Source organism: Stenotrophomonas sp. GD03794, from assembly GCF_029842145.1.
Taxonomy (GTDB): Bacteria; Pseudomonadota; Gammaproteobacteria; order Xanthomonadales; family Xanthomonadaceae; genus Stenotrophomonas; species Stenotrophomonas riyadhensis.
This window is the reverse complement of the sequence record NZ_JAOCFV010000016.1, coordinates 1-13,514: the sequence shown is the minus strand read 5'-3', so window position 1 is coordinate 13,514 and position 13,514 is coordinate 1. Positions and strand designations below refer to the sequence as shown.

The window sequence follows — 13,514 nt, the reverse complement described above, 5'->3', positions numbered from 1 at the left end:
AGGACAGCCATGATCGAGGTTCTCCGTTTTCCGACCTTCAGGAATCTGTTCGCTGCCCAGGTGATTGCGTTGGTCGGTACTGGCTTGGCGACCGTGGCGCTTTCGCTGCTCGCCTATGACCTGGCCGGCGCGCAGGCCGGCCAGGTGCTCGGCACGGCACTGGCCATCAAGATGGTGGTCTACGTCCTGCTCGCGCCTATGTCCGGCGCGGTCGTGCCAGCCAATCTGCGTAAGCCGGTCCTGATCGGGCTTGATCTGGTGCGCGCGGCCGCGGCACTGTGCCTGCCTTTCGTGAATCAGATCTGGCAGGTGTACCTGCTCATCGCTCTTCTGCAGTCGGCATCAGCCTGCTTCACGCCGCTGTTCCAATCGACCATTCCGGAAATCCTCAAGGAAGAGCGCGACTACACCCGTGCATTGTCCTTGTCGCGGCTGGCGTATGACCTGGAAAGCCTGCTCAGCCCTGCGCTGGCGGCGGCCCTGCTGACACTGATCAGCTTCCATGGCCTTTTCGCCGGTACGTCGGTGGGCTTCGTCTGCTCAGCGCTGCTGGTCGTGGTCACGGCATTCCCCTTCGTTGCAGCCTCGCCGCGCAAGGAAGGCCCCTATGCACGGGCCATCCGTGGCATGCGTATCTATCTGAAGACGCCTCGACTGAAAGGCCTGCTGGCGCTGAACCTGTGCGCTGCCGCGGGTGGTGCGATGGTATTCGTCAATACGGTGGTGGTCGTGCGCAACGTGCTGGGCGGTGCTGAAGCCCAGGTCGCCTGGGCCCTGGCTGCGTTCGGCGGCGGCTCGATGCTGATGGCGTTGGTTCTTCCCAAGGTACTGGACCGCGTACCGGACCGTCGCGTGATGCTCTCTGCAGCCAGCATGATGCTTGCGGTGCTTACCGCCTTGGGGGTTACGTGGTGGCTGACGCCCTCCGCGATCGGCTGGCCCCTGGTGCTGTCCGGCTGGGCATTGCTGGGCATGAGCTACGCCGGCTTGGTGACACCAGGCGGCCGGCTGCTACGGCGCTCGGCAGAGTCCACTGACCTTCCTTTCCTGTTCGCCGCGCAGTTCTCGCTTTCCCACGTCTGCTGGCTGATTGCCTACCCACTGGCCGGTACCGTGGGGGCACGCCTGGGCATGCCGGTGGCGGTTCTGGCGCTCGCGGTGGTGGCCTGCGCGGGGCTTCTATTCGCCTGGCGTACCTGGCCTGCGAATGATCCTGACGCAATCACCCACCGACATGATGATCTCCCTGCGGACCACCCGCACATGCAGGAACACGCGCATACGGAACAAGGCCACTCGCACCGTTTTGTCATCGATGACAACCATACCCGTTGGCCCGGATGAACGACGAGTCACCAGAGATGCCCAGTAGCGCGCGCACGCTGAACACCCCCCCTTTTTCGTGTCGACTTTGATCCAGCAACACACTAGTCTTTGAGCATGACATCACTGCGCCGGATATCGAATGTGCGACTGCTCACCAGCATCTTTCTGATGCTGGTGGCGAGCATGTTCCTGCGCCCGGTGCTGAATCATCTTGGCGAGCTGCATGGTCTGCAGCACATGGTGCAGACCGCAGCCGAACATGGACATCCGCACGCGGGCGATCGTGATGCTGCAGATCGGGATCCTCTGCACGCGTCGGGCGGCCATGGCGTGCTGCACCAGTCCGATCTGGGCGGGTCACTTGGCATCCTGCTGGACGTAGCACTCCACGATCCAGCCATCGGCCGTGGTGCGCACCCCTGGCATCGCCAGGCAGCGTTCATTGCCCATCACTGCTCATCGTTGTTCAGGCCTCCCATCGTCGCGGCCTGATGCCGGGCGCATGTCTGCCGCGCTGCCTGCTTTCTGCGGGCGTGCGGCTGGCTTGCGGCTAGACGCATCGCAGTTCCCCTCTGTATTCCGGCCACGATCCGGCTGACTCCTGCGCCACCGCGCGGTAACGACGTGCATGCGTGCCCTGGCACACATCTGCATGGCGTTGCCGTGCGCCTGTGGCGGGGCGCGGCGCGGAGGTCCGTGGCATGTCATGTCACTCAAGAACTCCATCATGATCCCCAGACCACATTCCGGGTTATCCACCCGTACCCATCCCATGGCCATGCCGTCGCACTGGCCGCGCACGCTGCTCGCAGCGATAACCATGTTGCTACTTGTTTTCACTGCCGATGGTGCTCTGGCGCATGCCATCGCCGAGGGCGACAAGGGTTACATCCAAGAGATATCAGGGGTAAATCTGATCGCCTTCGCTTACCTGGGCGCCAAGCACATGGCCACCGGGTATGACCACATTCTGTTCCTGCTGGGCGTGATCTTCTTCCTTTACCGGATGAAGCATGTCGCGCTGTACGTCACCCTGTTTGCCATCGGTCATTCCACGACGATGCTGCTGGGTGTGCTCTTCAATGTGGGCATCAACAGCTATCTCATCGATGCGATCATCGGCTTGTCAGTGGTCTACAAGGCGCTGGACAACCTCGGTGCCTACCAGCGTTGGTTCGGCTTCCAGCCCAATACCAAGGTCGCGACACTGGTGTTCGGACTGTTCCATGGCTTTGGCCTGTCCACCAAGATCATCGAGTACGACATCTCCCCCGATGGTCTTCTTCCGAACCTGCTCGCCTTCAACGTCGGGGTGGAAATGGGGCAGATGCTTGCCCTGGGCGCCATCCTGATTGTGATGGGCTACTGGCGCCGCACCGCCAGCTTCTTCAAGCACGCCTACTTCGCCAACGCGGCAATGCTCTGCGCAGGTTTCGTCCTGATCGGCATGCAGCTGACCGGCTACGCCATTTCCTGAATCCTTGAGAGATCCCTACCATCATGTACAACAGCAAGCCCCTCGAAAGTGACCTCCCCAGCAGCCGCCAGCTGGCGCGCACTACCCTCATCGCCGCCGGCATCGCCGTCGTGCTTCTCATCGGTGTCGTGCTGCCTGCGGAACACGCCGTGGATCCGTTGGGTATAGGCCGAATGCTGGGTCTGACCGAGATGGGACAGATCAAGCAGCAACTGTCCGAAGAAGCCGCAGCGGATGCGGCCATGGATGCCCGGGCCGAGGAGGGCCTCGCCGTGCTCACCCAGGTCTCCACGCGGGATCGCCAGACAGTCGAAGTCACTCCCAAGCCGGCCGCTGCTTCGGCCTCAGCGCCCGCAGCCACGGAATGGCGTGACGAAGCCGAAGTCGTGCTGGCGCCCGGTCAGGGTACCGAAATCAAGCTTTCCATGAAGGAAGGCGAGCGTGCGACCTACACTTGGTCGGTCCAGGGCGGGGTGGTGAACTTCGACACCCATGGTGACGGCGGTGGTCGTGCGATCAGCTATGAGAAGGGGCGAGGTGAGGCGTCCGACCAGGGCGTACTTCTGGCCGCCTTTACGGGCAACCACGGCTGGTTCTGGCGCAATCGCGGCGAGGAACCGGTCACCCTGCTGCTGCGTACGGGCGGGCAGTATGAACAGCTGAAGAAAATGTAAGACCAGGCCAGGAGGGCGTGCCCGGGGCAGCCGGGTACGCTCCTCTGCAAACATTCGTCCTACCATCTCGACAAGGCCACGTGCCACATTTACCCTAGATCCCATGCGTCTTTCCGCCCGCCACCGTGTGCTCGCCCGCATCAGCCTTTTCGCGCTGATGCTGCTGAGTGTTGTGGCGCGGCCGATGGTGATCCAGCTGAGCGAACTGCATGGTCTGGAGCACGACATCGCCGCTGCGTTCGACCATGGGCATTCCCATCCGGCCGGAGCCAGTGACAACCTCGACGACGACCACGCCTCTGGTGCGCACAGCGTGCTGCACCAGGCAGACGCAAGCTTCGCAGGGAGCCTGTTCAATGGCCACCACCAGGTAGTCGCTCTCGCACTGAGCGCCGACGTGCCCGCATTGCGGCTGCTGCGCGTGCCTTTGGGTTATCCCGCCTCGCCCTTCCGGCCTCCGATCGTCTGACAACGCCTGCCGCGTCCGCGCGGCCTGTTCTGCTGCCTGCCTTAGCGGGCGGCAGCGCGTTGTTCTAACATCTTTCCGGAGGCTTCCGTGAAATTCCGTAGTGTGTGGGCGCTGGCCATTGCCGGCGCCTGCGGTATGGCCGTGCCTGGCCATGCCGCCGAAGTTCTGCGCCTGGAGGAAGCGGTCGCCCGCGCCCTGGGCAGTCATCCGAGCGCCGCAGCTGATGCCGCCCAGCTGGAGGCAACCCGCAGCCGTGCAGCCCGGGAGGGCCTGCCGGCGCCCATCATTCTGGGCGGGGAACTGGAGAACGTTGCTGGCAGCGGCAGCGTTTCAGGGATGGATGCCGCTGAGGCAACGTTCCGCGTATCCCGCCTGCTGGAACTCGGCGGCAAGCGCGCTGCGCGACAGGCATTGGGCGGCGCGGAGATCGACGCGGCCCAACGGGCAGGGGACGTGACTCGCGTAACCATCGCCACCCGAGCCGCAGGACGGTTCATCGATGTGCTGGCCGCGCAGGAGCATGTGGAACACGCGCAGGAGCGCATCGCGATGGCGCGCGCCCTGCAGCGAGAGGTCGGGCGTTGGGTCTCGGCGGCGCGCAATCCTGATTCCGACCTGCGAGCGGCAGAAATCGCAGTTGCCGACGCCGAACTCAAGCGCGATCAGGCGCTGGAGCGTCTGGAGTCGACACGCCATGCGCTCGCAGCTTCATGGGGTGCGTTGACGGTCGACTTTGGCGCCGTCGCTGGTGATACCTCGGTGCTGCCCCCCCTTGAGCAGTTCCAGGCGATGGCCGCGAAGCTGCCTTCGACACCTCAGCAACAGCTTCTTGAGTCCCAGGCAGGCGTGCTGACCGCGCGCCGTAACGTGGCGCTTGCCGCCGCCCGGCCAGATGTCAGCGTGGGCCTGGGCATTCGCCGGCTGGAAGCCACCAAAGACAGCGGATTGGTGATGTCGGTTTCTGTCCCATTGGGCAGCCGCAAGCGATCAGCGTATTCCGTTTCTGAAGTCGACCACGAGCTGTCTGCCCTCAGTGCCCGGCGCCAAGCGCAGGCCGTTGAACTGCAACAGGAACTTTTCGATATCTACCAGCAATTGCGGCAAGCGCAGCTGGAGGTCGAGTCGGTACGCGAACGCCAGCTGCCCAAGGCCGAGGCAGCACTGAAGCAGAGCCGGCGCGGCTTCGAGGAGGGCCGATTCTCCTATCTGGCGCTGGGCCAGGCGCAGAAGACCCTGTTCGACCTTCGCGAGCGCGAAGTTGAAGCCGCCGCCCGCTATCTCCGACTGCTGGTCGAGGCAGATCGCCTCACCGCCTCCGCTCTGGACATCCGCCCATGAACCGCTACGCATTCCTGATCATGTTCCCCTTGGTCCTTTCCGCCTGCGGCGGTGACAAAGCCGCGACCGAAGCCTCTACCGAGACAGCTGCCGCATCCGCCGACTACGAACGAGGGCCGAATCGAGGGCGCATGCTGCGTGACGGCGATTTTGCCCTCGAGATCACCGTTTACGAAACCAACACGCCGCCACACTTCCGTCTTTACGCGTATCGCAACGACAAACCGATTCCGCCTTCCGAAGTGCAGGCGAGCATGCAGCTCAAGCGTCTGGACGGCGAGGTCAATACCTTCAGCTTCAAGCCGGAGAACGGCTACCTCGTCGGCAGTGGGGAGGTCACTGAGCCGCACTCGTTCGATGTGGTGGCCGAAGCCACCGCAGCAGGCAAGTCCCATCGCTGGAACTACCCCTCCTATGAAGGCCGTACGCGAATCGAACCACAAGCAGCTAAGGACGCGGGCATCGTGGTGGAAGCAGCAGGCAGTGCCAGCATCCGCGACACAGTGACCTTGATGGGCAACGTGACGGTCAACACGGCGCGGCAAGCCGCAGTGAAAGCACGCTTTCCCGGCGTGGTGCGCAGCGTTGCAGTCGAGATGGGCCAGCGAGTCAGTGCGGGCCAGACTCTGGCCACGGTGGAAGGCAACGACAGCATGCGCAGCTATGCCGTCATCGCGCCGTTTGGCGGAATTGTGTTGGCGCGTAATACCAGCGTTGGGGACGTGGCGGCAGACAACACGTTGTTCGAGATCGCCGACCTCTCCGAGGTATGGGTAGACCTGCGGGCACTGGGCACCGACGCCGAGCGGCTTGCTGCAGGCCAGGTGGTGACGCTTCGCTCAGCCACTGGCGCCCATGAAACCCAAGGACGGGTGCAGAGCCTGCTCCCCTTGGCCAGTGCCGGCCAAAGCGTAGTCGCACGGGTCAGCATCCCCAATGAAGACGGCCGGTGGCGCCCGGGTATGGCCGTGTCGGCCGAGGTCGTGTTGTCCGAAACCCAGGTCCCGTTGGCAGTCAAGGAATCCGGGCTGCAGCGCTTCCGTGACTTCACCGTGGTCTTCGCACAGGTGGGCGACACGTATGAGGTGCGCATGCTTGAGCTCGGCAAGCGCGATGGGCAGCTGGTCGAGGTACTCGGTGGCCTCAAGCCCGGTACCCGTTATGTCAGCGAGCAAAGCTACCTGATTCGCGCGGACATCGAAAAGTCTGGCGCGAGCCACGATCACTGAGGGGCATCCCATGCTAGAGCGAATCATTCGCGCGTCCATCGCGCATCGATGGCTTGTGCTGCTGCTCGTGCTGGCGCTGTCCGGCCTGGGCATCTGGAACTACAGCAAGCTTCCCATCGACGCCGTGCCTGACATTACCAATGTACAGGTACAGATCAACACCGAAGCCCCTGGCTATTCGCCACTGGAAGCCGAGCAGCGCGTGACTTTCCCGGTTGAAACCGCACTGGCCGGGTTGGCACGTCTGGAGTACACACGCTCAATCTCGCGCTACGGCCTTTCGCAGGTGACCGTGGTATTCGAGGATGGGACAGATATCTACTTCGCCCGCCAGCAGGTTGCTGAGCGTCTGCAGCAGGCGGCCTCCCAGTTGCCCAATGGCCTGAAGCCAACACTGGGACCGGTTGCCACGGGCCTGGGCGAAATCTTCATGTACACCGTGGAGGCCGAACCAGGAGCTGAGAAAACCTGGACGCCAATGGCACTGCGTACCCTGCAGGACTGGGTGGTACGCCCGCAGATGCGGCACCTGAAGGGCGTGACCGAGGTCAACACCGTGGGCGGTTACGTCCGCCAGTTCCATATCACGCCAGACCCCCGCAAGCTGCAGGCCTATGGCCTGACCCTGCAGGACGTCATGGAGGCCGTTGCCCGCAGCAATGCGAACGTCGGTGCGGGCTACATCGAGAAGAGCGGCGAGCAATACCTGGTACGCGTGCCTGGGCAGGTTGCCGACATGGACGGCCTGCGCAAGATCGTGGTGGCCAATCGTGAGGGGCTGCCGCTGCGAGTAGGCGATCTTGCTGATGTCCACGAAGGCACCGAGCTGCGGACCGGCGCCGCCACCAAGGATGGCAAGGAAGTTGTGCTTGGCACGGCCTTCATGCTGATCGGCGAGAACAGCCGGGCCGTTGCCCAGCGCACCGCTGCCAAGCTGAAGGAGATCGACGGCACGCTGCCCGAGGGCGTTCGTGCACACCCGGTGTATGACCGAACCGAGCTGGTGGATCGCACCATTGAAACGGTGAAGAAGAACCTCCTGGAGGGCGCGCTGCTGGTCATCGCGGTGCTGTTCCTGCTGCTGGGCAATCTGCGCGCCGCGCTCATCACCGCTGCGGTCATCCCGTTGACCATGCTGCTAACGATCTCCGGAATGGTGCAGAACCGGGTATCGGCCAACCTGATGAGCCTCGGTGCGCTCGACTTTGGCCTGATCGTGGACGGCGCGGTCATCATCGTGGAGAACTGCCTGCGCCGCTTCGGTGAACGCCAGCATGCGCTGGGACGCCTGTTAACGCGCGAGGAGCGATTCTCCCTGGCCGCTTCGGCAAGCGCCGAGGTCATCAAGCCCAGCCTGTTCGGTCTGTTCATCATCGCGGCGGTGTACATCCCGATCTTCGCGTTGTCGGGTGTGGAAGGAAAGATGTTCCATCCCATGGCCTTGACCGTGGTAATCGCCCTCACCGGTGCCATGGCGTTGTCGCTGACGTTCGTGCCGGCTGCCGTGGCGCAGTTCGTCACCGGCAAGGTGTCCGAGAAGGAAACCAAGGTCATGCGTGGCGTAACCCGCCTGTATGGCCCTCTGCTGGAGCGGGCGGTCAGTGCCCGTAGGTGGGTGGTCGGCGCAGCGGTTGCACTTACCGTGGTGGCCGGCATCGGTGCCAGTCGCATGGGTACAGAGTTCATCCCCAACCTGGATGAAGGCGATATCGCCCTGCACGCGCTGCGCATCCCCGGAACCAGCCTTACCCAAGCCATCGGCATGCAACGCCAGCTGGAAGCTGCCATCAAGCAGTTCCCTGAAGTCGACGAGGTGGTGGCCAAGATCGGTACTGCCGAGGTGGCGACCGACCCGATGCCTCCGTCGGTCGCCGACACCTTCATCATGCTCAAGGATCGGGACCAGTGGCCGGACCCGCGCAAACCAAAGGCCCAGCTGATTGCCGAGCTGGAGAAGACCGTCAGAGCCATCCCCGGCAACAACTACGAGTTCACTCAGCCGGTGCAGATGCGCATGAATGAGCTGATCGCCGGCGTGCGCGCGGAAGTGGCGATCAAGCTCTATGGCGACGATCTGGATCAACTCGCACAGATCGGCAGCCAGATCGAGGACGTTGCCAACCGGATCACCGGCGCAGCGGACGTGAAGCTGGAGCAGGTCTCGGGCCTTCCGTTGATGACCATTACGCCTGACCTGGACGCGTTGGCGCGCTATGGCGTGGCAATCGACGATGTGCAGAAGACCGTATCGGTCGCATTGGGTGGGGAGTCCGTTGGCCAAGTATTCGAAGGTGATCGTCGTTTCGACATCGTCGTGCGGCTGCCCGAGAACCTGCGTCAGGACACGCGCACGCTGGAATCACTGCCTGTACCGGTGTCAGGTTCGACAGAGGCCGATGCTGATCGCGGTTTCGTTCCGCTGGGGCAGCTGGCCAAGGTTGAGGTGGCTCCAGGCCCGAATCAGATCAGCCGCGAGAACGGCAAGCGGCGTGTGGTTATCACCAGCAACGTCCGCGGACGCGATCTCGGCTCGTTCGTCGAGGAGCTGCGCGCCGCCGTCGGAGATGAAGTCCAGCTGCCTGAAGGTTACTGGGTGGAGTATGGCGGCACGTTCCAGCAGCTCATCTCGGCCAGCGAGCGGCTGATGGTGGTGGTGCCCGTAGTGCTGGTGATGATCTTCGGCCTGCTGTTCATGGCGTTTGGTTCGGGACGTGATGCCGCCATCGTTTTCAGCGGCGTGCCGCTCGCCCTTACCGGCGGTGTGGCGGCTCTGTGGCTGCGTGACATTCCGCTGTCCATCTCGGCCGGTGTCGGGTTCATCGCGCTTTCGGGCGTGGCGGTACTGAACGGCCTGGTGATGATCAGCTTCATCAAAAGCCTGCGGGAACAGGGTGTGCCTCTCCACCGCGCTGTCAGCGAGGGGGCAGCGGGACGCTTGCGACCTGTGCTGATGACTGCCCTGGTCGCCAGCCTGGGCTTCCTGCCCATGGCACTGAACGTCGGTGCCGGCGCTGAAGTACAGCGTCCTCTCGCCACGGTGGTCATCGGCGGCATCGTCTCGTCCACGCTTCTGACGCTGCTGGTGCTTCCTGCGCTTTACCGCCTCATCCATCGCGAGGGCGATACGTCCAAGGATGAAGCCGAATGACGCTTTCCCTTTTTCCAACGTTGAGGAACCTACGCTTGATTCCGTTGAACAGACCGTTGTCGTGGCTCCTCCTGCTGGCCGCGCTGTTGATTCCCTGGGCTGCGTTCGCCCACGGTGTCAGTGAGGGTGACCAAGCCTTCCTGGAGGACAGCACGGGCACCCAGCTGATTGCATTTACCTACCTGGGTGCCAAGCACATGGTCACAGGGTACGACCACCTGCTGTTTCTGTTCGGGGTGATCTTCTTCCTGTACCGGATGCGTGATGTCAGCATCTACGTGACCTTGTTCGCCATTGGTCACAGCACGACGCTGCTGCTGGGCGTGTTGGGTGGCTTCCACGTGAATGCCTACGTGGTGGACGCCATCATCGGACTGTCAGTGGTCTACAAGGCACTGGACAACATGGGGGCGTTCAAGCGCTGGTTCGGCGTGCAGCCCAACACCAAAGCAGCCGTGCTGATCTTCGGCTTCTTCCATGGCTTCGGATTGGCAACGAAGTTGCAGGATTTCACCCTGTCCGCTGACGGGCTGGTGCCCAACATGCTGGCGTTCAACGTCGGCGTGGAGCTGGGCCAGCTGCTGGCCTTGGCCGGCATCCTGATTCTGATGGGCTTCTGGCGTCGCCTGCCGTCCTTCCATCGGCAGGCCTACAGCATCAATACCGTCCTGATGTGTGCCGGCTTCGTGCTGATGGGCATGCAACTGACGGGCTACTTCGTTTCCTGACCTTTGATCGAGGCTTTCAATGTCCATTTCCATCAATCAGCAACTTCCCAGCACTCGCCGACTGCTCAAATCGACCGCGCTCGCCGTGGCGGTCGCTGGTGTGATTCTGATCACTACCGTACTGCCCGCCGAGTACGGCATTGACCCGACTGGCGTGGGTCGTGCCCTCGGTTTGGATGCGCTGGCCGCGAGCGGCGATTCCTCCGCATCTGAAGCCGTTCCTCAAACCTCAAATGGGCGCCCGGAAGCCATTGCGGCCTTGTCCGAGAAGGCCAAGGTCGCCTTCGGAGAGAACAAGGGGCAATCCCTTGATCCAGCGGCTGTAGGTTTTGGTTCTGGCGCGCTGCGTCAGGACACCATGACCATCGAAATCGAGCCAGGCAAAGGCATGGAGCTGAAGTCCCACATGACCACGGGTGCAGGAATGCTGTTCCGCTGGACATCCAGCGCTCCGGTTGCCGTGGACATGCATGGCGAGAGACCTGACGTGAAGGGAGCCTGGACCAGCTACGCCGTAGAGGGCGCCCAATCGAAAGCAGAGGGGACTTTCATCGCTCCCTTCGATGGAACACATGGCTGGTATTGGCAGAACCGAGGTACCTCGCCGGTGATCATCACAATCGAACTGAATGGCTATCAGGCCGACCTGTATCAGCCGTAACACCCCCGGCATTCCGCCGGAACCAACCCAGGAGTCAATCCATGAAACTGCGTTATACGTTCGCTGTATGCCTCGTTGCCGGCCTGACATGGTCCTCAGGCGCATCTGCCCACGATCCTGCCTTGCATGCCGATCCGGTGCCGGCCGCCGCGCCACAAGCTAAGCCAAAGACGTGCGAGCAGCTGGCTGATCGATCGAAGTACAAGGTTGATCTGAATGACTCTCAGACCAAGGCATTGAAGGAGCGTTGCGACGCCGAGGCGGCTTCGGGCGCTAAGAAGAAGTAAGCGGTGGGCAATGTGGCCCGGCTGTAAGTGTCGGGCCACATTGATGCAGAAGTCGCAGTGCAGGCACCGTGTGCTGGGACGTCCGTTTCTGGCCGAGATCGGACATTGCCCGCCTCGTTGAGCCGTACGCCTTGGCTGCTTAGGGTCTCTTGCACTCGGTGCCGATCTGCTCAGTGAGAACTGTCAGGGACTGCTGGAATGCGGCGGCGAATTGCTGGCTGCCCTCCCTCTCGTGGCTATGGGCGATCGAGGGGAGCAGTCTGGTCCACGTGTCGAGCAGAATCACCGGGTCTTGGTGTGTTAGAAACGAAACCCGCAACCCATACTCCATTGCTTTGAGGTAGCCGCGGTGCATCTCAAGTGCGGCCTCGCAAGCGTGGAGGCGCTCAAGGATTTCTGTGATCTCGGAGGTCATGGCAGTCTGGACAGGCAAGGGGTGGGAAGGCGATAGTTTGCGAACATCTGGACGAGTCCGCCATGAGCATCCTCAACCTTCTGCTCACTCGTGATCACCTTGTCGTCGCCGTGGATACCTTGGCAGAGGATGCTCTCACAGGGGCACATTCCGCCGGGGCAAAGCTGCTGCTGATCCCTCAGCACAACCTGATGTTTGCTACGCGAGGTTCTACGCAGTTCTTCCTTCGCATTTATGAGCTGGCGCTGCAGGCTAGCTACCGCGCAGATTTCACAATGGAACAGTTATCTGCCGAGCTGGGGTTGGTGGTGGACCAGCTGTGGCCGAACTACGAGAAGGCGGCAGCCGAGGCAGGATTACCGATCGAGCAGCTCGGGACCGAGTTGGTGTTTGGTGGCTGGTCGTCGAAGAGCGACCGGATGATGGCCACGGCATATGCCAAGAGCGGCAGCCAGCACCCTTGCGTGGTCCAGCCGATCCGGGGGCAGCTGGCCTCACCAGGCGAACCGCTCCGGGCCGTGATTCCTAGCATGGCCCAGAAGGATCTGCTGGCCCACGCACGCCTGCAGGCCAGCTACCTCAATGAGCAACTTGGCCGGCGAGTGGCGGGAGGCCGGTTGCTGGCTGGGTTCTTGCAGAAGGGACAGGCCGTGCTCAAGGATCTTGGAGAGATCTAGGTCGTTGGCGGCAATCCGGCTAACGCCAGAATCCGCCCGCCCCTTATTTCTCTTCTCCGCGGGACCAGTAGGCTCAAGGCTAGTCGTGGATAAGAAAGATCTATCGGGGGAGGGGGCTATCGTCTTCTGACCGAAGCCGGGCATTGGTCAGTCGCCCGATACTGACTTGCGCCGGCTGCTGCCGCGCCCTCTCCTAACGCGACGATCCTCAGCAGCGACACGTTGGGGTTGGTCTTATCAGAAGGACAGGAAGCTGATCAGTGCTTCCCTAGAGGTGATGTGAGGCAGATGCCCAGTTGTGCAGGAACTCCTCTTGCTCCAATGTCTCAACGGCACCAAGGCGTACCATTCTCACGCGCCTGATCGCATCCTCGCTGCTCAGGGAAGTCTTGGTGCTGAGGAGAAGCATGCAGGCGACAGTGCCTGCTCTGCCAAGTCCGCCCTTGCAATGGACGACAACCCGTTTGCCGTTAAGTAGCGCGTTGCAGATGGACGTCTCCAACTCCTTCCATCGCTGGAGGAACCCGTAATCGGGCGCGGCGCCATCCACGATCGGCAGTCCGTACCACCGTAGACCATGGTCTGCTGCACGCTCTGGCAGAGCGGCGATCTGAAGATCCTCGAACTCCCAAGGCTCAATTAGACTGATGAGATGACTTGCGCCCCATGAACTTATAGCTTGAAGGTCCATATCCAAGTCTCGCGACCACGATCCGGTCATAGCTGTGACTTGATGCTTGCCAGGCGCGAACGTCACCCCGATGGCCCCACCGCAATGGCCAACCGGGAGAGTCGCAATCTGAAGGGGGTGGGAAAGACTGGTTCTAGTCACGCTGACTCCGGCGATTGAATGGCGCGCTCTGTCATGCAGAGAACCTAGACGTGGCTTCGTCTGCGGCTCTGGCGCGATGGCTTCGATTGATGCTTAGTCAGGCGAGCTAGAAAGCAGCGACACTCTCTCCCCGATGCGTCGCTGGGCGGCCTGCAACCCACTGTCATCAGCAAGGTACGGTGATGCGAATAGCGGGGCCTCAACCCAGAACTTGTGTTGACCCCGGTGGATGTAGGGGCGGTGGTCGTCAAGC

The 13,514-nt window shown here is 62.3% G+C and carries 14 protein-coding genes; 12 read left to right on the top strand and 2 right to left on the bottom strand.

The features are described 5' to 3' along the window. Positions 1–9 precede the first annotated feature (9 nt). The 11 genes from N5D91_RS10960 (at position 10) to N5D91_RS10910 (ending at position 11,337) form a co-directional block, all read left to right on the top strand. A complete protein-coding gene (locus N5D91_RS10960; RefSeq protein ID WP_046984174.1) occupies positions 10–1,344 on the top strand; it encodes an MFS transporter in 1,335 nt (444 codons plus the stop codon). Positions 1,345–1,467: 123 nt separating this feature from the next. Then, entirely contained in the window at positions 1,468–1,818 is a 351-nt protein-coding gene (locus tag N5D91_RS10955; protein WP_049444365.1) for a hypothetical protein, read from the top strand. A 328-nt stretch (positions 1,819–2,146) separates the two neighbouring features. Then, on the top strand, positions 2,147–2,803 hold the full coding sequence (locus N5D91_RS10950; protein WP_229301257.1) for a HupE/UreJ family protein: 657 nt from the start codon (positions 2,147–2,149) through the stop codon (positions 2,801–2,803). A 23-nt stretch (positions 2,804–2,826) separates the two neighbouring features. Further along, complete coding sequence (locus N5D91_RS10945; protein WP_046984177.1) at positions 2,827–3,477, top strand: hypothetical protein; 651 nt, start codon at positions 2,827–2,829, stop codon at positions 3,475–3,477. Between the two features lie 103 nt (positions 3,478–3,580). Beyond that, entirely contained in the window at positions 3,581–3,946 is a 366-nt protein-coding gene (locus N5D91_RS10940; protein WP_046984178.1) for a hypothetical protein, read from the top strand. Positions 3,947–4,033: 87 nt separating this feature from the next. Then, complete coding sequence (locus tag N5D91_RS10935) at positions 4,034–5,284, top strand: TolC family protein (protein WP_176422360.1); 1,251 nt, start codon at positions 4,034–4,036, stop codon at positions 5,282–5,284. Beyond that, positions 5,281–6,513 carry an efflux RND transporter periplasmic adaptor subunit gene (locus N5D91_RS10930; protein WP_046984179.1) on the top strand — a complete coding sequence of 411 codons (1,233 nt, stop codon included), beginning with the start codon at positions 5,281–5,283 and terminating at the stop codon, positions 6,511–6,513. Before N5D91_RS10935 ends, N5D91_RS10930 begins: the two co-directional genes overlap by 4 nt. A gap of 10 nt (positions 6,514–6,523) precedes the next feature. Beyond that, positions 6,524–9,661: a CusA/CzcA family heavy metal efflux RND transporter gene (locus N5D91_RS10925; RefSeq protein ID WP_046984180.1), complete on the top strand. Its 3,138-nt coding sequence runs from the start codon at positions 6,524–6,526 to the stop codon at positions 9,659–9,661. 56 nt (positions 9,662–9,717) lie between these two features. Continuing rightward, positions 9,718–10,389: a HupE/UreJ family protein gene (locus tag N5D91_RS10920; protein ID WP_197593495.1), complete on the top strand. Its 672-nt coding sequence runs from the start codon at positions 9,718–9,720 to the stop codon at positions 10,387–10,389. A gap of 19 nt (positions 10,390–10,408) precedes the next feature. After that, the gene (locus N5D91_RS10915; RefSeq protein ID WP_046984182.1) at positions 10,409–11,050 is read left to right on the top strand and encodes a hypothetical protein; all 642 of its coding nucleotides are present in this window, start codon (positions 10,409–10,411) and stop codon (positions 11,048–11,050) included. A gap of 41 nt (positions 11,051–11,091) precedes the next feature. Beyond that, positions 11,092–11,337, top strand: a complete 246-nt coding sequence (locus N5D91_RS10910; protein ID WP_046984183.1) for a hypothetical protein — start codon at positions 11,092–11,094, stop codon at positions 11,335–11,337. Positions 11,338–11,476: 139 nt separating this feature from the next. Here the strand turns inward: N5D91_RS10910 and N5D91_RS10905 are convergent, their stop codons facing one another. Beyond that, on the bottom strand, positions 11,477–11,752 hold the full coding sequence (locus N5D91_RS10905; RefSeq protein WP_046984184.1) for a hypothetical protein: 276 nt from the start codon (positions 11,750–11,752) through the stop codon (positions 11,477–11,479). A 62-nt stretch (positions 11,753–11,814) separates the two neighbouring features. On the opposite strand from N5D91_RS10905, the gene N5D91_RS10900 reads away from it, so the two are divergent. Further along, positions 11,815–12,429, top strand: coding sequence for a hypothetical protein (locus N5D91_RS10900; RefSeq protein ID WP_046984185.1), 615 nt, complete (start codon positions 11,815–11,817; stop codon positions 12,427–12,429). Positions 12,430–12,697: 268 nt separating this feature from the next. Here N5D91_RS10900 and N5D91_RS10895 read toward each other — a convergent pair whose 3' ends face one another. Continuing rightward, on the bottom strand, positions 12,698–13,261 hold the full coding sequence (locus tag N5D91_RS10895; protein WP_049441974.1) for a cyclin-dependent kinase inhibitor 3 family protein: 564 nt from the start codon (positions 13,259–13,261) through the stop codon (positions 12,698–12,700). Positions 13,262–13,514 lie beyond the last annotated feature (253 nt).

What these genes read in the sequence shown, in the direction of transcription:
- N5D91_RS10960 (WP_046984174.1), top strand. Translation starts at nt 10, where the DNA reads ATGATCGAGGTTCTCCGTTTTCCGACCTTCAGGAATCTGTTCGCTGCC.
- N5D91_RS10950 (WP_229301257.1), top strand. Translation starts at nt 2,147, where the DNA reads ATGTTGCTACTTGTTTTCACTGCCGATGGTGCTCTGGCGCATGCCATC.
- N5D91_RS10945 (WP_046984177.1), top strand. Translation starts at nt 2,827, where the DNA reads ATGTACAACAGCAAGCCCCTCGAAAGTGACCTCCCCAGCAGCCGCCAG.
- N5D91_RS10940 (WP_046984178.1), top strand. Translation starts at nt 3,581, where the DNA reads ATGCGTCTTTCCGCCCGCCACCGTGTGCTCGCCCGCATCAGCCTTTTC.
- N5D91_RS10930 (WP_046984179.1), top strand. Translation starts at nt 5,281, where the DNA reads ATGAACCGCTACGCATTCCTGATCATGTTCCCCTTGGTCCTTTCCGCC.
- N5D91_RS10925 (WP_046984180.1), top strand. Translation starts at nt 6,524, where the DNA reads ATGCTAGAGCGAATCATTCGCGCGTCCATCGCGCATCGATGGCTTGTG.
- N5D91_RS10915 (WP_046984182.1), top strand. Translation starts at nt 10,409, where the DNA reads ATGTCCATTTCCATCAATCAGCAACTTCCCAGCACTCGCCGACTGCTC.
- N5D91_RS10910 (WP_046984183.1), top strand. Translation starts at nt 11,092, where the DNA reads ATGAAACTGCGTTATACGTTCGCTGTATGCCTCGTTGCCGGCCTGACA.
- N5D91_RS10905 (WP_046984184.1), bottom strand. Translation starts at nt 11,752, where the DNA reads ATGACCTCCGAGATCACAGAAATCCTTGAGCGCCTCCACGCTTGCGAG.
- N5D91_RS10900 (WP_046984185.1), top strand. Translation starts at nt 11,815, where the DNA reads ATGAGCATCCTCAACCTTCTGCTCACTCGTGATCACCTTGTCGTCGCC.